This is a genomic window from Streptacidiphilus sp. EB129 (assembly GCF_041262645.1).
In the GTDB taxonomy this organism is placed as follows: Bacteria; Actinomycetota; Actinomycetes; order Streptomycetales; family Streptomycetaceae; genus Streptacidiphilus.
The window spans coordinates 1-19,392 of the sequence record NZ_JBGCCS010000016.1 but is presented as its reverse complement, the minus strand read 5'-3'; the positions used below and the strand labels follow the sequence as shown (position 1 = coordinate 19,392).

General features: G+C 71.7%; 16 protein-coding genes and 1 riboswitch. Of the genes, 3 read left to right on the top strand and 13 right to left on the bottom strand.

From position 1 onward, the window contains the following. Positions 1–39: 39 nt before the first annotated feature. A complete protein-coding gene (locus tag ABH925_RS20370; RefSeq protein ID WP_370149864.1) occupies positions 40–1,566 on the bottom strand; it encodes a glutamate--cysteine ligase in 1,527 nt (508 codons plus the stop codon). 436 nt (positions 1,567–2,002) lie between these two features. Here ABH925_RS20370 and ABH925_RS20365 point away from each other — a divergent pair, with 436 nt between their 5' ends. Both ABH925_RS20365 and ABH925_RS20360 read left to right on the top strand, forming a co-directional pair. Continuing rightward, positions 2,003–2,587 carry a hypothetical protein gene (locus ABH925_RS20365; protein ID WP_370149861.1) on the top strand — a complete coding sequence of 195 codons (585 nt, stop codon included), beginning with the start codon at positions 2,003–2,005 and terminating at the stop codon, positions 2,585–2,587. A gap of 267 nt (positions 2,588–2,854) precedes the next feature. Continuing rightward, the gene (locus tag ABH925_RS20360; RefSeq protein ID WP_370149858.1) at positions 2,855–3,043 is read left to right on the top strand and encodes a DUF5999 family protein; all 189 of its coding nucleotides are present in this window, start codon (positions 2,855–2,857) and stop codon (positions 3,041–3,043) included. Positions 3,044–3,149: 106 nt separating this feature from the next. On the opposite strand, the gene gcvP is transcribed toward ABH925_RS20360, so the two are convergent. Then, positions 3,150–6,038: an aminomethyl-transferring glycine dehydrogenase gene (gene gcvP / locus ABH925_RS20355; RefSeq protein ID WP_370149854.1), complete on the bottom strand. Its 2,889-nt coding sequence runs from the start codon at positions 6,036–6,038 to the stop codon at positions 3,150–3,152. Between the two features lie 153 nt (positions 6,039–6,191). Beyond that, positions 6,192–6,283: riboswitch (glycine riboswitch) on the bottom strand. 156 nt (positions 6,284–6,439) lie between these two features. Between gcvP and ABH925_RS20350 the strand changes: the two genes are divergently transcribed. After that, complete coding sequence (locus ABH925_RS20350) at positions 6,440–7,705, top strand: PRC and DUF2382 domain-containing protein (RefSeq protein ID WP_370149851.1); 1,266 nt, start codon at positions 6,440–6,442, stop codon at positions 7,703–7,705. Here the strand turns inward: ABH925_RS20350 and ABH925_RS20345 are convergent. The 11 genes from ABH925_RS20345 to ABH925_RS20295 form a co-directional block, all read right to left on the bottom strand. Then, positions 7,687–9,375 carry a DNA polymerase IV gene (locus tag ABH925_RS20345; protein WP_370149848.1) on the bottom strand — a complete coding sequence of 563 codons (1,689 nt, stop codon included), beginning with the start codon at positions 9,373–9,375 and terminating at the stop codon, positions 7,687–7,689. The two genes, ABH925_RS20350 and ABH925_RS20345, sit on opposite strands and share 19 nt — an antisense overlap. 52 nt (positions 9,376–9,427) lie before the next feature. Then, complete coding sequence (locus ABH925_RS20340) at positions 9,428–10,162, bottom strand: vancomycin high temperature exclusion protein (RefSeq protein ID WP_370150115.1); 735 nt, start codon at positions 10,160–10,162, stop codon at positions 9,428–9,430. An 89-nt stretch (positions 10,163–10,251) separates the two neighbouring features. Next, entirely contained in the window at positions 10,252–10,959 is a 708-nt protein-coding gene (locus ABH925_RS20335) for a MerR family transcriptional regulator (RefSeq protein ID WP_370149845.1), read from the bottom strand. A gap of 240 nt (positions 10,960–11,199) precedes the next feature. Next, positions 11,200–11,673: a bifunctional nuclease family protein gene (locus ABH925_RS20330; RefSeq protein ID WP_370149843.1), complete on the bottom strand. Its 474-nt coding sequence runs from the start codon at positions 11,671–11,673 to the stop codon at positions 11,200–11,202. Positions 11,674–11,794: 121 nt separating this feature from the next. Next, positions 11,795–12,544, bottom strand: a complete 750-nt coding sequence (locus ABH925_RS20325) for a MerR family transcriptional regulator (RefSeq protein WP_370149841.1) — start codon at positions 12,542–12,544, stop codon at positions 11,795–11,797. A gap of 48 nt (positions 12,545–12,592) precedes the next feature. Continuing rightward, positions 12,593–13,120 carry an FHA domain-containing protein gene (locus ABH925_RS20320; RefSeq protein WP_370149839.1) on the bottom strand — a complete coding sequence of 176 codons (528 nt, stop codon included), beginning with the start codon at positions 13,118–13,120 and terminating at the stop codon, positions 12,593–12,595. A gap of 442 nt (positions 13,121–13,562) precedes the next feature. Then, on the bottom strand, positions 13,563–14,462 hold the full coding sequence (locus ABH925_RS20315; protein ID WP_370149836.1) for a DUF881 domain-containing protein: 900 nt from the start codon (positions 14,460–14,462) through the stop codon (positions 13,563–13,565). Positions 14,463–14,545: 83 nt separating this feature from the next. Beyond that, positions 14,546–14,878: a small basic family protein gene (locus ABH925_RS20310; protein ID WP_370149832.1), complete on the bottom strand. Its 333-nt coding sequence runs from the start codon at positions 14,876–14,878 to the stop codon at positions 14,546–14,548. Continuing rightward, complete coding sequence (locus ABH925_RS20305) at positions 14,875–15,777, bottom strand: DUF881 domain-containing protein (RefSeq protein ID WP_370149830.1); 903 nt, start codon at positions 15,775–15,777, stop codon at positions 14,875–14,877. Before ABH925_RS20305 ends, ABH925_RS20310 begins: the two co-directional genes overlap by 4 nt. A gap of 196 nt (positions 15,778–15,973) precedes the next feature. Then, positions 15,974–18,469, bottom strand: coding sequence for a sugar phosphate nucleotidyltransferase (locus tag ABH925_RS20300; protein ID WP_370149827.1), 2,496 nt, complete (start codon positions 18,467–18,469; stop codon positions 15,974–15,976). 99 nt (positions 18,470–18,568) lie between these two features. Continuing rightward, the gene (locus ABH925_RS20295) at positions 18,569–19,177 is read right to left on the bottom strand and encodes a CDP-alcohol phosphatidyltransferase family protein (RefSeq protein ID WP_370149824.1); all 609 of its coding nucleotides are present in this window, start codon (positions 19,175–19,177) and stop codon (positions 18,569–18,571) included. Positions 19,178–19,392 lie beyond the last annotated feature (215 nt).

Sequence of the window (19,392 nt, the reverse complement as noted above, 5' to 3'; positions counted from 1 at the left end):
TTCGGCCGATCATCGCACAGGACGCTGTGACCGGACGCCTCAGCGCACCGGCCAGGTGTGCACCGGCTCTCCGGTGCGCATCAGCTCCATGTAGCGGCGGGTCATCGCCTCCAGTGCGGGCCGGCGCTCCAGGCCGAGCCGGTCCCTGCGGTCGTGGAAGACCGCGCTCTGCCAGGCGGCGCCGTTCACCCCGCGCAGGCAGCGCTGCTCGATGATGCCGAGGTAGCGGTCCCGGTCGACCGGTTCCACGCCCCAGGCGTCCAGGCCCTGCCGCGCCAGCGGCAGCAGCTCGTCCAGCACCAGCTGGCGCACCGGGAGCTGGGCCACGCCGCCCCCCGCGCGCACACCGGGTCCGCGCGCCCCGAAGCGGCCCACCCTGGGCCACCACAGCTCGGCGTCCAGTCCGTACCGGGCGGCGGCGTGGAAGTTCTCGGCGGCCAGTTCGAACGGCAACCGGGTCCACACCGGCCGCGCCTGGTCCGCCAGCGAACGCACCAGGCCGTAGTAGAAGGCCGCGTTGGCGAGGGTGTCGACCACGGTCGGCCCGGCCGGCAGCGCCCGGTTCTCCACCCGCAGGTGCGGGACGCCGTCGGCGATGTCGTAGACCGGCCGGTTCCAGCGGTAGATGGTGCCGTTGTGCAGCCGCAGCTCGCGCAGTGTCGGGATGCCGCCGGCCGCGAGCACCTTCATCGGGTCCTCGTCGTCGCACAGCGGCAGCAGCGAGGGGAAGTAGCGGTGGTTCTCCTCGAACAGGTCCATCGCCGAGTCGATCCAGCGTTCGCCGAACCAGGTGATCGGGCGGACGCCCTGGGCCTTCAGCTCCGCCGGACGGGTGTCGCAGGCCTGTTCGAAGAGGATCGGCCGGGTCTCCCGCCACAGTTCGCGCTCGAACAGGAACGGCGAGTTGGCTCCCAGCGCGAGCTGAGGCCCGGTGAGCGCCTGCGCCGCGTTCCAGACGCCGGCGAAGCGGCTGGGTGTCACCTGCAGGTGCAGTTGCAGCGAGGTGCACGCGGCCTCGGCGACGATGGACACCGAGTCCACCCGCATCCGCTCCACACCGTCGATGTCCAGCGCGATGTCCTCGCCGCGCGCCGCCAGGATCCGGTCGTTCAGCAGCTGGTAGCGGTCGCCCCGGGACATGTTGTCCAGCACCGCGTGGTCGCTGGTCAGCGTCGGCAGGATGCCCACGGTGACGATCCTGGCACCGACCTCGGCCGCCTTGCGGTCCGCGTAGCGCAGTCCGGTGTCGATCTCCTCCCGCAGCTCCTCGAACACCCGGCCGCCGAGCCGGTGCGGGGCGATGTTGACCTCGATGTTGAACTGGCCCAGCTCGGTCTGGAAGTCGCCGCTGGCGATCGAGTCCAGGACCTGCTCGTTGAGCATCGCCGGATGCCCGTCCTCGTCGGCCAGGTTCAGTTCGATCTCCAGGCCCATGACCGCCCGGGGGCGGTCGAAGCGCCGTTCCGCCAGCATCAGCTCCAGCGCGTCCAGGCACTGTCGGAGTTTCCGCCGGTACAGCTGACGGTCTGCCAGATCGGAACCGCCGGCCGCGACCTTCTCCCCCATGAGCGACTGCCTCCCTCGGTCGTCCGCGTGGAGCACCCGTGCGGGCTCTGAGCATCATGCCCACCGGATGAGATCGATAGCCGCCCGATCGGCATGTGCCAACACGCTCCTGCGTACACAAACGTGGCGGGAGGCCACTTGCGGCCGCACACGGTGGGTAGTAGAAGAGTCACGGCGCGCACCCGTTCGTATAGACTCGTCGTACTGGTATGAGTTGCCCGACCTGGTGGCAACTCCTCCTGCGCAGGCTTCGACACCCGTACCGTCCGCAACGGCTCGGACCAGCGCCCACGAACGCACCGCTCGGCCACACCGCACCACGCACGGCTCCGACGCACCAGGCACCGCACCCGCATACGCGAACTCCCCCAGGCTCCGACGTCCGCCCCCGGCGTCGGCGGCTTCCCCGCACGTCTCTGCCACGAGAGGCGAATCCATGCCCCTGTCGCTGCCCCAGCCTCCTGCCGCCGCCCTGCGCGCCGTCCTCGACGCGCTCGACGACCCCTCCGCCGTGCGTGCGGTCCGCACCGCGGCCATGCGCCGAAGCGCGGGGCTGCTGGCCCCGGCGAACCCGCTGCCGGTCCATCTGCTCGATCCGGTGGCGTCGTATCCGCAGGACAGCCCCCTGGCCGGGGCGCGGCGCACCGGCTGGCGCTTTCTGATCAGGGACGGCGACGAGGTGCTCGCCGCGGCGGACACCGTGGAGTCCCCCGAGGGTCAGGCCTTCTCGCACTTCGCCGAGGGTCCCTACCCGCTGTCGACGCTGCGGGCGCTGCAGCAGGCGGCGCAGCACACCGGGGGGTCACCCACGGTCTACCTGCCCCGCCTGCTGTCCGTGCCCGGCCACTACATGGCGGCGCTCTGGCTGCACCCGATCCTGGATCGGGCCCAGAGCGCGGACCTGCTGATTCCGCTGGCCCCGGCGCCGCTGGGGGTGACCGCGCACCTGCCGCACCACGCGGACGAGCTGCTGGCGCTGCTCGCCGTGGGTAGCCGGCAACTCCTCACCGCAACCGGCTGAATCACCCGCTCCAGCGATCACCACCACCCGAAATGACCATGCCGAGCATGGTCATTTCGTCATGCCCGGACGGGGCTACCGGCTCCAAACGGGTGGTCCATGATGCAGAGCGGTGACGCATGTCACCAAAAGGCTGCGGAAGCGTCTCCAGGCGTCAACACTGGGAACCAGCACGGGCAGCTTCAGCTTCTACCCGGGAAGCAGGCGGTTCACACCTCCGAAGCGGACCGCGCGGTGATCTGAAACGTCGAATCGAGGGTACGCGCTATGTGCCAGCACCGTCCTGAATGCCCTTCGGCCGATTCACCGGACCGAGAGGCGGCCGTCGTCGTCGCGAGCCACCCCGAACAGGGCTGGAGTCTGCTGTGCAACGGCGTCCTGCTGTTCGAGGACACCGGCGAGATCCTCCCCGACGGCCGGGTGATCGCTCCGCGACGGAGCCTCGCCGCAGCGTAGCCGCCTTCGGCGGCAGAAAGACGCAGGGCGCGGGGAACTGCGCGACCAACCCTCTACCTCAGTCGATGGTTGGCAGCGCAGTTCCTCGCGCCCCTTTTTGCGAGGCTTACGCCTCGTAGTCCTCGAGCGGCGGGCAGGAGCAGACCAGGTTGCGGTCGCCGTAGGCACCGTCGATGCGGCGGACCGGCGGCCAGTACTTCTCGGCGGGGTTGACCCCGGCCGGGAAGACCGCCTCCTGGCGGGTGTAGGGGTGCTCCCAGTCGCCGGCCAGCAGCGCGGCCGTGTGCGGGGCGTTGGCCAGCGGGTTGTCCCCGGCCGGCCACTCGCCCGCGCCGACCCGGTCGATCTCGCCGCGAATGGCGATCATCGCCTCGCAGAAGCGGTCGATCTCACCGAGGTCCTCGCTCTCGGTCGGCTCGATCATCAGCGTCCCGGCGACCGGGAACGACATCGTCGGGGCGTGGAAGCCGTAGTCGATCAGGCGCTTGGCCACGTCGTCCACGCTCACCCCGGCCGACTTCGCCAGCGGGCGCAGGTCGATGATGCACTCGTGCGCGACCAGGCCGGACGGGCCGGTGTAGAGCACCGGGTAGTACGGGGCCAGCCGCTTGGCGATGTAGTTGGCGCTGAGCACCGCGACCTGGGTGGCGCGCTTGAGGCCCTCGCCGCCCATCAGCCGGACGTACGACCAGGAGATCGGCAGGATCGCCGCCGAGCCCCAGGGCGCGGCCGAGATCGGGCCGACCCCGGTCTCCGGGCCCGCCGACGGCTGCAGCGGGTGGTTCGGCAGGTACGGGGCGAGGTGCGCGCGCACCGCGACCGGGCCGACGCCGGGGCCGCCGCCGCCGTGCGGGATGCAGAAGGTCTTGTGCAGGTTCAGGTGCGAGACGTCGCCGCCGAACTTGCCCGGCTTGGCCAGGCCGACCATCGCGTTGAGGTTGGCGCCGTCCACGTACACCTGGCCGCCGGCCTCGTGCACCGTCGCGCAGATGTCGGCGATGTTCTCCTCGAACACGCCGTGCGTGGACGGGTAGGTGACCATCAGCACCGAGAGCTGGTCCCGGTGCTGCTCGATCTTGGCGTGCAGGTCCTCGACGTCCACGTCGCCGTCGACCAGGGTCTTCACGACCACGACCCGCATCCCCGCCATCACCGCGCTGGCGGCGTTGGTGCCGTGCGCGGAGGAGGGGATCAGGCAGACGTCACGGCCGGTGTCGCCGTTGGCGTGGTGGTAGGCGCGGACCGCGAGCAGTCCGGCCAGCTCGCCCTGGGAGCCGGCGTTGGGCTGCAGGCTGACCTTGTCGTAGCCGGTGAGCTCGGCGAGCCGGTCCTCCAGCTCGTGGATCAGGGTCAGGTACCCGGCGGCCTGCTGCTCCGGCGCGAAGGGGTGCACCGCGGCGAACTCCGGCCAGGTGACCGGCTCCATCTCGGTGGTCGCGTTGAGCTTCATGGTGCAGGAGCCCAGCGGGATCATGCCGCGGTCCAGCGCGTAGTCCTTGTCGGCGAGCTTGCGCAGGTAGCGCAGCATGCCGGTCTCGGAGCGGTGCGCGTGGAACACCGGGTGGGTGAGGTACTCGTCGGTGCGCAGCAGTGCCTTCGGCAGCCGCTCGCCGGCGGCGGCGTCCAGCGCGTCGACCTCGGCGACGGCGGCGGCCGGGATGCCGAAGGCGGTCCAGACCGCGGCCAGGTCGGCGCGGGTGGTGGTCTCGTCGCAGGCGACGCCGACCAGGTCGGCGTCGACCAGGCGCAGGTTGACCCCGGCCAGGCGGGCCGAGTCGACCACGGCGGCGGCGCGGCCGGGCACCCGGGCGGTGACGGTGTCGAAGAAGGCGTCGTGGACGATCTCGACGTCACCCGCGCGCAGGCCCTCGGCCAGCACGGTGGCGTAGCGATGGGTGCGGGCGGCGATGTCGCGCAGCCCGTCCGGGCCGTGGTAGACCGCGTACATCGAGGCCATCACGGCGAGCAGCACCTGGGCGGTGCAGATGTTGCTGGTGGCCTTCTCGCGGCGGATGTGCTGCTCGCGGGTCTGCAGGGCGAGCCGGTAGGCACGGTTGCCGTCGGCGTCGACGGAGACGCCGACCAGGCGGCCGGGCAGGCTGCGGGCGTACTCGGCGCGGACGGCCATGTAGCCGGCGTGCGGTCCGCCGAAGCCCATCGGCACGCCGAAGCGCTGGGTGGTGCCGATCGCGATGTCCGCGCCCAGCGCGCCGGGCGAGGTGAGCAGGGTCAGGGCCAGCAGGTCGGCGGCGACGGCGACGACCGCGCCCAGGCCGTGCGCCTGCTCGATCACCGGGGCGAGGTCGCGGACCACGCCGGAGGCGCCCGGGTACTGCAGCAGCACGCCGAAGACGCCGCGCTCGGCCAGCTCGGCGGGGATGCCCGCGCTGAGGTCGGCGACCACGGTCTCCACCCCGGTCGGCTCGCACCGGGTCTGGATCACGGCGATGGTCTGCGGCAGGGCGTCGGCGTCGATGACGAACACGCCGCCCTTGACCTTGCCCATCCGGCGGGCCAGCGCGACCGCCTCGGCGGCGGCGGTGCCCTCGTCCAGCAGCGAGGCCCCGGAGGTGGGCAGACCGGTGAGGTCGGAGACCACGGTCTGGAAGTTGATCAGGGCCTCAAGCCGGCCCTGCGAGATCTCCGGCTGGTACGGGGTGTAGGCGGTGTACCAGGAGGGGTTCTCCAGCACGTTGCGCAGGATCACCGGCGGCGTGAAGGTGCCGTGGTACCCCAGTCCGATCATCGAACGCAGCACCTGGTTGCGGTCGGCCAGCGCGCGCAGCTCGGCCAGCACCTCGGCCTCGGAGCGCGCGGCGGGGAGGTCCAGTGCCTCCAGGCTGCGGATCGCGGCCGGCACGGCGGCGGCGGTGAGCTCGTCCAGGCTGGCGTAGCCGACCTGGGCCAGCATCTTCGCCTGCGCTTCGGCGTCGGGGCCGATGTGGCGGTTCTCGAAGGGGCTCGACTGCTCAAGCCCGGAGAGTGTGGACGTCATGGCTGGGGAGCCTCCTGGTCGGACCCGGATGGCACTGTGGGTGTGCCGGGACGACCTCCCCCTCTGTCATGGAACCTGAGAGCTTCACCGGCCGCAGCCGGCTTTCACCGTCGGTGAGGGCCGTGTGGAACAGGCCCTGCTTTCCAGAGTGACCTCGCGCGCGCGGTACGGGTGCCTGAGAGATTCCGGGGAGGAGTTGCTCCTTCGGCGCCGCAGCGGTGCACGGACTCTCCCGCGCGCACTCGACTGGTCGGGGCAAGGGTACCAGCGGGAGTCGGACATCCATCGAATGGAGTAGCGACACACCCGCAATGGCTGCGGGCATTCGACAAATCGATCTTTGTGCCTTTTCGTATGAGTTGACCAGTATTGCCCAGCCCGCCGTGAGGAGTGGACGAGCCGTGCAGACCGAGATCGACCCCAGGGACCTGATCGGCCACAAGGCTGTGGACCGCAACGGCGACAAGATCGGAACGGTGGACGAGGTGTACCTGGACGACGCCACCGGCCAGCCGGAGTGGGCCGCCGTGCGCACCGGGCTGTTCGGTCGCGACGCCTTCGTCCCGCTCGCCACCAGCGAGTTCATCAGCGACGAGCTGCGGGTGCCCTACGAGAAGTCGCAGGTGAAGGACTCCCCCGACTTCGGCGCGGGCCAGCACCTGTCGCCGGCGCAGGAACTGCAGCTGTACCGCTACTACGGTCTTGAGGTTCCGACCGGCGGCCAGGACAGCGGCGCGGGCAGCGCCGGGGGCGCGGCCGGGGACGCCGCGAAGGCCGCCGCCAAGGCGGACCCGGCCTCGACGTCGACCACCGGCACCGTGTCGACCCCGGTGGTCTCCGCGAGCGGCGCGGGCATGGCCGCTCCGGTGGCGGCCACCGTCGCCGCCACCACGGTGCCGTCGCGGGCGGAGGCGCCGCCGCGCCACGACACCGCCGGCACCGCACGCGCGGACGCGGCCCGCATGGAGGCTCCCCGGACGGACGCGCCCCGGATGGACACCAGCCGCACCGCGGCGTTCACCGCCGCGCCGCCCGCCGCACCGCCGCAGAGCCCCGCGGCCACCACCGCGAGCACCCCGGTGGCCAAGCCGGACCCGCTCACCGACCCGCTGCCGGGCAGCGCCGCGCCGAGCCTCGCCAAGGGCGGTGCCGCGCCGTTGGCCTCCCGTACCGCGGAGCAGCAGGCCAACGTGGGGGTCCCCGAGCCGGTCGAATTCGTCTGCCGTGAGGAGCGGCTGGACATCTCCACCGAGTGGCGCGTGCTGGGCCGGGCCCGGCTGCGCAAGTACGTCACCACCGAGCAGGTGGAGCGCCGGGTCCCGGTGATCCGCGAGCGGATCCGGGTCGAGCGGGTGCCGGTCGGCGCGGAGGAGCGGGTGCAGCTGTCGGACCAGGAGATCGCGGAGAGCTCGGAGGAGGTCACCCTGCACGAGCAGCGGGTGGTGGTCCGCAAGGCGATCGTCCCGGTGGAGCGGATCCGGCTGGTGACCGAGCGGTTCACCGAGGAGGAGGTGGTCCGGGACGAGCTGCACCGGGAGCACATCCAGGTGCAGGACAGCACCCGCCCCACCGGCCCGACGCCGGTCCCCGGCAGCGGCCAGCCGATGGCTCCCCCCTACACCCCGCCCGCGCGCCCCGAGGACCCCGATCACGCCATCGGCGCCTGACCCCCCGTCGGCGTCCGGTCCTGGGCCGGCGCCGGCTCCGGGGGCGGCGGGTCCCGGGGCGGCGGCTGGCCCAGGGGCGATGCCGGCTCCGGGGGCGGCGGCTGGTCCTGGGGCTGCGCAGTCCGGGCGGTGCGCAGCAGCGACTGGGCGCGGGCCGGGTCCAGGTCCGGGTCGTCGACGGCGAAGGTCCGTACCCGGCCGACCGGCGACCACGGGCTCTCGAAGCGGACGGTCACCCGGCCGACCCCGCTGCCCTGCACCCAGCCGGGGCCCAGCTCGGCGTGGTGGACGTCCTGGCCCGGCATCCAGCGGCGCGCCGCGGGCGACCGGGCGTCGGCCGGCTCCGGTACCAGCCGCCCCGGGTGGAACGCCCGGGGCCCGGCGGGCCCCCCGTACGCGGCGTCAGACCCCTCCCCGGCCTCCGCCGCATCTGCGCCGCTCCCGGCGTCCGCAGCGGCCCCGGCAGCGGTCCCGTCCCCCGGCACGCTCCCGGCGTCCGCAACGCCCTCAGCCGTAGCGGCGGAGCCCTCCGCGTGGGCCTCCGCCTCCTGCCGAACGTCCAGGGCCTCGCGCTGGGCCTGGGCGAAGAGGTCCTCCTGGGTGAAGTCCGCCAGTCCGGACACCCCCACACCGAGCAGCCGGACGCCGCCGGTGAGTTCCACCTGTTCCAGCAGCCGGCGCGCCATCCCGGAGATCACCAGCGGATCGTCGGTCGGGGAGGGCAGCGTCTCGGAGCGGGTCAGTGTGGAGAAGTCGAAGCGGCGCACCTTGATCACCACGGTCCGCCCGGAACGCCCCGCCGCACGCAGCCGCCCCACGCAGCGCTCGGCCAGCCGGTCGAGCTCGTCCCTGATCCGCTCCCGGTCGGCCAGGTCCACCTCGAAGGTGTCCTCGACGGAGACCGACTTGGCGTCCCGCTCGGCCACCACCGGCCGTTCGTCCAGACCCAGGGCGAGCGCGTGCACACCGGCGCCGTGCGCCCGGCCCAGCAGGCGCACCAGTTCGTCCTCGGGAGTGGCCGCGACCTCGGAGACCAGGGTGAGGCCCACCCGGCGCAGCGTCTCGGCCGTGGCGGGGCCGACCCCGGGCAGGGCGCGGACCGGCAGCGGGTCCAGCACCTCGCGCTCCCGCCCGGGTTCGATCAGCACCAGCCCGTCCGGCTTGGCGTCCTCCGAGGCGATCTTGGCGAGGAACTTGGTCCCGGACAGGCCCACCGACGCGGTCAGCCCGACCCCCTCGCGAATGTCGCTGCGCAGGTCCTCGCCCAGGGCCCGCAGCAGTTGCGCGCCCTCCTCGGGCCCGCCGGAGGCCAGCAGTTCCCGGTAGGGTCCGGCCTCCAGGTCGACGAAGGCCTCGTCCAGGCTCAGCGGTTCCACCAGCGGAGACAGCTCCCGCAGCAGGCCCATGACGAAGTCGCTCACCTCCCGGTAGAGCTCGAACCGGGGGATCAGGAACGCCGCGTTCGGACAGAGCCGCCGGGCCTGCGCCATCGGCATCGCCGAGTGCACGCCGAACCGGCGCGCCTCGTAGGAGGCGGTGGCGACCACGCCCCGGTTGCCCAGGCCGCCGACGATCACCGGCTTTCCGCGCAGGCTCGGCTTGGACGCCTGCTCCACCGCGGCGAAGAAGGCGTCCATGTCGAGGTGGAGGATCGACGGCAGGGCCCGCATGCCTCGATCATCGCGCACACCACTGACAACGCCCGGCAGCATGGGACGGGACTCAGTGCACCGGCATCGGGACGGGTGGGCCGAGCAGCGAGGGATCGGGGGTGAACAGCACGTCCAGGGCGGCCTCCCCGGCCGCCGGAAGCTCGCGGAAGCCGCCGTAGTACCAGGTGGCGTCGTGCGTCTCGTCGACGCCGACCCCGTAGGCGTCGATCCCGGCCGCCCGGCACAGGGCCAGCGCGCGCCGGATGTGGAACCCCTGGGTGACCAGGGTCGCCCGGCGCACCCCGAAGATCCGCGCGGCCCGCGCGCAGGAGTCCCAGGTGTCGAAGCCGGCGTAGTCGCGGACCACCCGGTCCGAGGGGACCCCGTGCTGGAGCAGGTAGTCGCGCATGGCGTCGGGCTCGTCGTAGCCGACGTGGCCGTTGTCGCCGGTGACCAGGAACTCCTGGACCGCCCCGCGCCGGTACAGGGCGAGCGCGGCGTCCAGCCGGTGCGCCAGGTACGGGGTGGGCCTGCCGTGGTCGAGCCCGGCGCCGAAGACCACCGCGACCGGCTCGGACGGCGCGTTCGCCACGGTACGCAACCGCCCGTCGCTGCTGAGGTGCAGCCAGGCCGGCGGCAGCGACACCAGCACCGTCAGGGCCACGAAGAGCTGGAACGCCAGCCGTTGGCCCCGCCTGGTCCGCAGCGCGCGCCACAGCGTTCGTGCCCGGCGCCTCGCCCATGATCCGTCGAGCCGTCCCGCCGAGCCGTCCCGCGCCCGTTCCCGCAGCACCTGTTCCCGCAGCACCCGTTCCCCCGCATCCGCTCGGTCCCCGCCGCAATGATCGTGGACGATGATCGCAGCCGGGGTTTCGAGGAGTGCGGACGCGGGTTTCAGCCCGCCCGGTTGCGGCGCCGGGCCAGTTCGTCGCCGGGGTCGTAGCCGACCAGCGTCTCGCCGGTGTCGGCGCGTTCGCCGTGCAGCCGCCGCAGCGAGCCGTCGAGCTCCCGCCACACCGCGCCCAGGGCGATGCCGAACACGCCCTGCCCGCCCTGCAGCAGGTCGACGACCTGGTGCGGAGTGGTGCACTGGTGCACCGTGGCGCCGTCGCTCATCAGCGTGATGCCGGACAGGTCCGCGACGCCGCAGGCCCGCAGGTGCACCACCGAGGCCCGGATGCTCTGCAGCGAGACGCCGGCGTCCAGCAGCCGCTTCACGACCTTGAGCAGCAGGATGTCGCGGAACCCGTAGAGCCGCTGGGTACCGGAGCCCTGGGCCGCGCGCACGCTGGGCTCGACCAGGCCGGTCCTGGCCCAGTAGTCCAGTTGGCGGTAGGTGATCCCGGCGGCCGCGCACGCGGTGGGGCCCCGGTAACCGATCAGCTCCGAACCGGGGTCGACGCCGGAGGGCGGGTACGCCTCCGGGTCGGGCTGCTGGGCCGGGAGGGACTCCCTGCCGCCGCAGTCCCCCCCACCCTGCTCGGGCACGACGGTCGCCGCGACCGTCTCCCAGCCGATGCGGGCGGGGCGCCCGGACGGACGCAGTGCGGGGTGGATCGGGCAGGAGCCACCCGCGGCCATGCTGTCGCCGGTGCTGCTCACGCGGCCCTCCGTCCACTCGTCCAGCGGAATCGCCCTGGGGTGCCCGATCGCAGGCGGGGTGCGAAGTGGCGCACCCGGGACGTCCACACCCGACGGTAGGCAGTTGCCGAACGCGCGTCAACGATCGCCACGCTCGGCATGGCGGGTGATGTCGCCCTGATGAGTGGTTTAGCGTGCCCTGAGCACGGGTAAAGGCCTCCGAATGCCCGACTGCCCCAACATGAGGGGTACCGCAGGTGCCTACTGGTTGCTGCTGCCGAAGTCCTCGGGCGAGATCTGGTCCAGGAACTCCCGGAACCGTTCGACCTCGTCCTCCTGCTCGTCCGGGATCGCGATCCCGGCCTCGTCCAGGACTCCGTCGCTGCCGTAGATCGGCGCGCCGGTGCGCAGCGCCAGGGCTATGGCGTCGGAGGGACGGGCGCTGACCTCCACCCCGCTGGCGAACACCAGTTCGGCGTAGAACACACCCTCCCGCAGGTCGGTGATCCGCACCTCGGTGAGCTGCTGACCCACCGCCTCCAGCACATTGCGGAACAGATCGTGCGTGAGCGGACGCACCGGCGTCATCCCCTGCTGGGCGAAGGCAATGGCGGTGGCCTCCCCCGGGCCGATCCAAATGGGGAGATACCGGTCGCCCCCCACCTCGCGCAGGAGAACAATCGGCTGGTTGGAGGGCATTTCCACCCTGACACCCACGACGTCTAGCTCGTTCACACCTGCAACCCTAGGGTGCGGCGGGCCGATACTCCAGTTCTCACGGGTTCTGCCCGCGATTGCGTGGCATTCCGGCCTCCCCGCAGGTGCCCGGCGAGATCCCGAAATCGCCCCGCCACGCTCAGACTCCCGGCTGGGCGCGCAGCCCGGCCTGCACCAGAGCCGCGTGCAGGCGCACCGACAGCGTCGCCAACTCCCTTGCCAGCGCCGCCGCATGAGCCCGGGTCTGCGGGTTGCGGTGGCGCCGCAACGGCGCCACCACCTGCTCCACCAGGCCGACCTCGCGGTCCGCGGCGGCCTTCACTGCGCGCAGGTGCCGCGGCTCCAGGCCGAACCGCCCCAGCTCCGCGACCAGCCGGGCCACCTGCAGCATCTCCGGGTCGAACCCGCCGTCCGCGGTGGCCACGACCAGGCCGTAGGACTCCCAGTCGGCGAGTTGCTGCTCCCCGATCCCGGCCGCCGCGAGCAGTTCCGCCCGCCCCAGCCTCGGACCGGGCAGCACCGCCTCACGCGCGCCCTCCGGGTCGGAGCCCGGACCGGACGGGCCGGCGCCCACCGCCTGCTGCTCCGCCCCCGGCAGGGCCGGGGGCGCCTCGCCGGCGTCCATCGCGTCCAGGTGCTCACGGATCACCCGCAACGGCAGGTAGTGGTCGCGCTGCATCCGCAGCACATAGCCCAGCCTGGTGACGTCGTCACGGCTGAACTTGCGGTAGCCCGAGGGCGTCCGCTGCGGCTCGACCAGCCGCTCCGCCTCCAGGAACCGGATCTTGGAGATGGTCACCTCGGGGAACTCGTCACTCAGCACGCCGAGCACCGCACCGATGCTCAGCAGTTGCCCGGCCGTGTCGGACCCGCCGTTGTCGCCCTGCACAGACCATCTCCTCCGTGATGTGCCGGACCTGCTACGGCGGTCCGGCCGTCAGTACCCCCTGCGACCCTCGAAGAAGACCAGCCGGTACTTACCGATCTGGACCTCGTCGCCGGTGCTGAGCGGCACCTCGTCGATCCGCTCCCGGTTGACGTAGGTGCCGTTGAGGCTGCCGACGTCCGCGACGCTGAAGCCGGTGGGCGTGCGCCGGAACTCGACATGCCGCCGGGACACGGTGATGTCGTCCAGGAAGATGTCGCTCTCCGGGTGCCGGCCCGCCGTGGTCAGCTCGGTGTCCAGCAGGAACCGGCTGCCCGAGTTCGGACCGCGACGGACCACCAGCAGCGCCGAGCCGGGCGGCAGCGCGTCGACCGCGGCCTGCGCCTCCGGCGAGATCGCCGGCGACACCGCGGCCGCCGACACCTCGGGCTCGTAGGCCTCCAGCCCCGAGATCGAGATGGTCGACGTGGTCTCCGACGGGCGCTCCGCCGCGCCCCGGGCCCGCAGCGGTGCGCCGCAGTTGGAACAGAACCGGCTCGCCTCGGGGTTGCTGCTCCCACAGCGGGTGCACACGGTCACGCCTGCGGCCTCCTGTCGCGGATCGCCCCCCACGCTCTGCGCCGCACTCTGCTGCGCATAGGGATCGACGCCAAACTCTCCACCTGAGGTTGAGGGTACTGCCCCTGGGGCTATGCCGCCCCCACCCTGCGCGTCCGCGTGTCGCGCGTCGCCGCGGAACAGCGCGCGGTCGTCGGCGGGGGCGAAGGCGTCGTACTCCGATGCGCCACGCATGCCCGGCACGACCGGGCCTCCCTCGTCCGCCCGGCGGTGCCGGGCGGTAGGGGCTTCCACGGCAGCCTTCGGGGACTTCCGACCGAACAGCTTCGAGAACAGACTCACGGACGATTCCCCTTGCGTGACACGAACCCGCCGGTGAGGCAGGGTGAAGCCATCATGGACGATAGGTGTGAACTCCGGCCACAGAACCGGACTGCAGGCCTCAAGACGGCCCGACGAGCCGTCATGGTTGCGCCGAGTGAGCGTAGTCAGTCGATGTGAGCGGGATCAAGGCCGTGACCGCGACCGACGACTTCTCCGTCACCGTCGCCGTGGCCTGGTCCTTGTCCACCGTCTGCACCACTCCACCGGGAATGTTGAGCGCGGTGTCGAGGTCGTGCGAGTTGCCGATCACGGTGAAGCGGTACGGCTGCGAGACCTGCGTGCCGCCGACCGTGACCATGCCGGTTCCGGCGTCGGCGAACCACGTGTTCGCGACCACCCGCACATCGTTGATCTGCACCGCCTCCGCCCCAGCCGCCCGCAGCTCCTCCAGCGTGTTGAGCAGCATATCGGCCTGCACCTTGCCGGCGGGGTCGGTGATGGTGAGCTCGATCCCGGGGCCGGTCGCGCCGACCGTACCGGCCAGCACCCCCAGCTGCTGCTCCTTGGTCAGCGTCTGGATCTGCGCCTCCTTCGCCTGCTGGGAGCTGTTCTGCAGGGTGGTGAGCGACTGCTGCAACTGCTGCCGCTCACTCTGCAGCCGCTGCTGACGCGCGTCCACCTCGTCCAGGATCCGGACCAGGTCCTCCTGCCGGGCGCCGCGCAGCTGGCTGTCGCTGGTGCTCGTCGAGCGCACCTGGATCGCCAGGCCGAGGCCGAGCGAGAACAGCAGTACCGCGACCAGGAGTTGGGCCCGGTTCAGCCGCGGCGGCCAGATCGCGGCCAGCAGCCGCTGCCGGCCGCTCAGCGACTCGGCCGCCGTACCGTCGACGCCGGCTTCCGCGGCGTCCGCGTCCCGCGCGTCGCCGGGCGCGGCGGCATCGGCTGCCGCGCTGTCGCGTGCGACGCCTCCCGGCGGAGTTCCGGGTTCGGAGGCGGGAGGCTCCGCGACGGGCTCCGCCCTGTCCTCGTCCTTGCTCACCTGTGCTCCCGCCACGTCCGACCTGCGCCGATCATCCCACTTCCGCTGCCCCGCCCGTGCACCGGGTGCACGCGTGCCACGTCTCAGGCCCGGAACAGGTGCCGGCGGATCGCCGCCGCGTTGGAGAAGATCCGGATGCCCAGCACCACCACCACGCCGGTGGACAGCTGCGAGCCCACCCCGAGCTGGTCGCCGAGGAACACGATCAGGCCTGCGACCACGACGTTCGACAGGAACGACACCACGAAGACCTTGTCGTCGAAGATACCGTCGAGCATCGCCCTGATCCCGCCGAAGACCGCGTCCAGCGCGGCCACGATGGCGATCGGCAGATACGGCACCAGGGCGGTGGGAATGCCCGGCTGGACCACCAGCCCGACGATGACCCCGACGACGAGGCCGAGTACGGCGATCACGGTGTTGCTCCTCCCCTACCGGTCGGCACCGCGGAGAGCAGGGTGCTCCTGGCCGCCGCCGGTAGATCGACACGGTCCTGCGGACCGACGCTGAATCTGATCCCGTACGACTGCTGGAGCTGGCGCAGATAGACCCCGCCGGTCACGTTCTGGTCGAACGCGGCCCCCATCTGCGGCCCCCCGATGGCCAGCACGGTGTACGGAAGAACCAAGGGCCGGTTGTCGACGAGTATCGCGTCACCGGCCGCACGGATCGCGGACAGTGAGGTGAGCCGCTGCCCGTTGATGGCGATCCCCTGCGCGCCGGACTGCCACAGCGCGTTGACCACCAGCTGGACGTCGCGGTCCCGGACCCGGCCGCTGTCGGCGAACCCGGCGGCGGTACGCGGGTTGTTGGCCCCGACGTCGGTGCCCACGGCCGCCGAGTCGTCCAACACGACCTGCAGTCCCGGCCCGTAGGCGGCCGAGGTGCCGGACACCAGCTCCAGCCGCTGCAGCCGCGCCGCCTCCGCGGCGTCGCCGCCGCCCTGCCCGCGCAACGCCGCGATCTGGGCCTGGAGCTGCTGCACCTGCTGCTGGACCTGGTCCGCGTTGGCCGTCTCCAGGCCCACCCGGGCCACCAGTTCCTGCCGCTCCTTCGCCGCGACCGGCGCGGACGCCCGCACCTGGACCGCCCCGATGGTCAGCACCAGCGCGGGCAGCGCCAGACCCACGCCCAGCAGCAGCTTCCCCCGCAGCGAGCCGGGCATCCGGCTGCTCCCGTAGGCCCCGCGACGACGGGCCGCCTCGGCGTAACCCTCGTCGAGGCTGTGCTCCATGACAGTGGTCAGCAGCGACATGGAGGCGTCGGGCCGCGCATAGCGCTCCGCCCGTTCACGCTCCGCCCCGGTGTCCGACATGGGCCACATCGTCGCACGTCGGCGCGGCTCCCCCGACGCAACTCGCGTCCCGGGCGCCGAACCCGGCACACGATCGTGACATTCCCGGCGCCGGCTCCGGCCGGCCTCCGGTCAGGCTCCGGCCTGGGACCCGGCCGGGCTCCGCCGGGCTCGGGCCGGGGACCGCCCAGAGCCCGGCCGGAGCCCGGCCCGGGTCTCAGCGGTCGGTGGCCTCGACCACGGCCGCCCACTCGTCCAGCAGCGCCTGCGTGGACGCGTCGTCGGGTCCCTCGGCCCAGAGGTGGGTGACCGCCTCCGCCGGATCGGGCACCACCATGGTCCAGCGGCCGTCGGGCTCCACCACCCGGACGCCGTCCGTGGTGTCGACATGCCGGTCCCCGGCCGCCTCCACCACCGAGCGCATGACCAGGCCCTTCGCCGACCACGGGGTCGCCAGATCCCGGCGGTGCACATGCGCCTTGGGAATCCGCGCATCGATCTGACTGAGAGTCAGCTGAGTCCGGGCCACCAGACCCACCAGCCGGACGAAGGCCCCGGCACCGTCGAACACGCCGCTGAATTCCGGGATGACGAAACGCCCGCGCCCGTCGCCGCCGAAGATCGTGCCCTCAGCGGACGCGGCGCGGGTCAGGTCGTCCGGCGAGGTCGTCGTCCACAGCACCTGGGTGCCGTGGTAGGCGGCGACCTGCTCGGCGATCCTGGTCGTGGTCACCGGGAGCGCCACCTTGCCGCTGCGGCCCTCGGCCGCCACCAGGTCCAGGAACACCAGCAGCGCCCGGTCGTCCTCGATCAGGTGCCCACGCTCGTCGACGAACGAGACCCGCTCGCCCACCGGGTCGAAGCGCACCCCGAACGCGGCCTTGGACGAGGCCACCATCTCGCCCAGCCGCACCAGGCCGGCGCGGCGCTCCTCGTCGGTCTCGGTCGGCCTCGCCTCGTCCATGCCCTGGTTCACGGTGAGCGCCTCGATGCCCAGCCGGCCCAGGATGCTGGGCAGCACCAGGCCCGCGCTGCCGTGCGCGGCGTCGATGACGACCTTCAGCCCCGCCTCGGCGACACCGCTGATGTCGACCGCACGCAGCAGGGTGCCCGCGTAGGAGTCGAACACGCTGCTGGGGAAGGTCAGGTCACCGATCTCTCCGGGGAACGCGCGCCGGTACTCCTGGCGGGCGTAGACCCGGTCCAGCTTGCGCTGACCGGCCTGGGAGAGGTCCGCGCCGCGCTCGTCGAAGAAGAGGATGTCCAGCGAGTCCGAGACGCCCGGCGTGGTCCGCAGCATGATGCCGCCGGCACTGCCCCGGGCGGTCTGCTGCCGGGCCACCGGCATCGGCACGTTCTCCAGGTCGCGCACGTCGATGGCGCTGGCCTGCAACGCGGAGATCATGGCGCGCTTGAGCGCACGGGCACCGCGTGAGTGGTCACGGGCGATGGTGACCGTGGCGCCCTTCTTCAACGTGGTCGCGTAGGCGCCGGCCAGCCGCACCGCGAGTTCCGGGGTGATCTCGACGTTGATGACCCCGGACACGCCACGGACCCCGAACAGGTGCTCCTGGCCCCGGGACTCCCAGATCACCGAGGTGTTGACCACCGCGCCGGCCTCGATGGTCTTGAACGGGTACACGCGGACATTGCCCGCGATGATCGACTCCTCCTCGATCAGGCACTCGTCACCGATCACCGCCCCGTCGTCGATCCGGGCCGCCCGCATCACATCGGTGTTCTTGCCGATCACGCAGCCGCGCAGATTGCACTGCGGCCCGATGTAGACGTTGTCGTGGATGATCGCGCGGTGCAGGAAGGCCCCGCGCTTCACCACCACGTTGCTGCCCAGCACGGTGTTCTCACGCAGTTCGACACCGGCCTCGACCTTGGCGTAGTCGCCGATGTAGAGGGGACCGCGCAGGATCGCCTCGGGGTCGACCTCGGCGCCCTCCGCCACCCACACGCCCGGCGAGATCTCGAAGCCGTCGATGTCGACGTCGACCTTGCCCTCCAGCACGTCGGCCTGCGCCTTGCCGTAGCTCTCGTGCGTGCCCACGTCCTCCCAGTAGCCCTCGGCGATGAAGCCGTAGATCGGCTTGCCCTCCTTGAGCAGTTGCGGGAACACGTCTCCGGACCAGTCCACGGACTGGTCCGCCGCCACATAGGAGAAGATCTCGGGCTCCATCACGTAGATGCCCGTGTTGACCGTGTCCGAGAAGACCTGGCCCCAGGTGGGCTTCTCCAGGAAGCGCTCCACCCTGCCCTCGTCGTCGACGATGGTGATGCCGAACTCCAGCGGGTTGGGCACCCGGGTCAGGCACACCGTGACCAGCGCCCCCTTGGAGCGGTGGAACTCCATCAGCTCGGTCAGGTCGAAGTCGGTGAGGGCATCCCCCGAGATCACCAGGAACGAGTCGTCCTTGAGTGCGTCCTCGGCGTTCTTGACACTCCCGGCGGTACCGAGCGGGGTCTCCTCGTTCGCGTACGTGAGGTTCATGCCCAGCTCTTCTCCGTCACCGAAGTAGTTCCGGACGAGGGAGGCGAGGAACTGCACGGTCACAACGGTGTCGGTCAGACCGTGCCGCTTCAGCAGGCGGAGCACATGCTCCATGATCGGACGGTTCACGACCGGCAGCAGGGGCTTGGGCATGCTCGACGTCATGGGGCGCAGGCGGGTGCCCTCGCCTCCGGCCATCACTACGGCCTTCATGTCGGGTGGTTCCTCCTTGTGGCCTCGGTACTGGACGAGTCGTCCACCGACCGGCCCTGGATCGAGGCCCCCTGCCACTACCGCACGGGTACCTCGGGCTCAGTCGGCCACGGCACCCGACCGCATCAGCCGCCGGGTCTGAACCGCGTACAGGATCCCTGCCCACCAATACAGCGTCGTACCCCACCAGACGAACGCCCATCCGATGATGAATGCCACAGTTCCGAGCCAGTCATGCCTGTCTGTCAGCAGAAGTAGCGGAAAGGCGTACATCAGATTGAAAGTGGCCGCCTTTCCGAGAAAATTCACCTGTGGCGGTCCGTAGCCGGCCCGTCGCAGGAACGGCAGCAGCGCCGCGATGAAGACCTCGCGTCCCAGCAGCAGCGCGGTCAGCCACCAGGGCATGATCCCGCGCCAGGTCAGACCGACGATCGTGGACAGCACGAACAGCCGGTCCGCGAGCGGGTCCAGCAGCTGCCCGAGCCGGCTGATCTGACCCCACTTGCGGGCCAGCTTGCCGTCGAGGTAGTCGCTCACCCCGCTGGCCATCAGGATCAGGATCGCCCAGCCGTCGTGGTTGGGCCCACCGAACTCGGGCCACAGCACCAACCAGAGGAACACGGGTACACCAACGAGCCGCGCCATGCTGAGCAGGTTGGGGATGGTGAGCACGCGATCGGTCTGCACGCGTGTCTCCTGAACCTCCACCCGGGGGCCTCCTGAAACGAACGGACGATGTACGGCGACTTTACCCGCCCCCGCAGCCGATGGCCGCAGCGGATGGGTCCCGACCGGCGCGGGTGAACGCAGAAAGGCCCCCTGACGCTGGGTCAGGGGGCCTTCTGTTAATGGTTGTTCGGCGGTGTCCTACTCTCCCACAGGGTCCCCCCTGCAGTACCATCGGCGCTGTGAGGCTTAGCTTC

Excerpts from the sequence above, each read along its gene's own strand:
- ABH925_RS20370 (WP_370149864.1), bottom strand. The coding sequence starts at position 1,566 with ATGGGGGAGAAGGTCGCGGCCGGCGGTTCCGATCTGGCAGACCGTCAG.
- ABH925_RS20365 (WP_370149861.1), top strand. The coding sequence starts at position 2,003 with ATGCCCCTGTCGCTGCCCCAGCCTCCTGCCGCCGCCCTGCGCGCCGTC.
- ABH925_RS20360 (WP_370149858.1), top strand. The coding sequence starts at position 2,855 with ATGTGCCAGCACCGTCCTGAATGCCCTTCGGCCGATTCACCGGACCGA.
- gcvP (WP_370149854.1), bottom strand. The coding sequence starts at position 6,038 with ATGACGTCCACACTCTCCGGGCTTGAGCAGTCGAGCCCCTTCGAGAAC.
- ABH925_RS20345 (WP_370149848.1), bottom strand. The coding sequence starts at position 9,375 with ATGCGGGCCCTGCCGTCGATCCTCCACCTCGACATGGACGCCTTCTTC.
- ABH925_RS20305 (WP_370149830.1), bottom strand. The coding sequence starts at position 15,777 with ATGTCGGACACCGGGGCGGAGCGTGAACGGGCGGAGCGCTATGCGCGG.
- ABH925_RS20300 (WP_370149827.1), bottom strand. The coding sequence starts at position 18,469 with ATGAAGGCCGTAGTGATGGCCGGAGGCGAGGGCACCCGCCTGCGCCCC.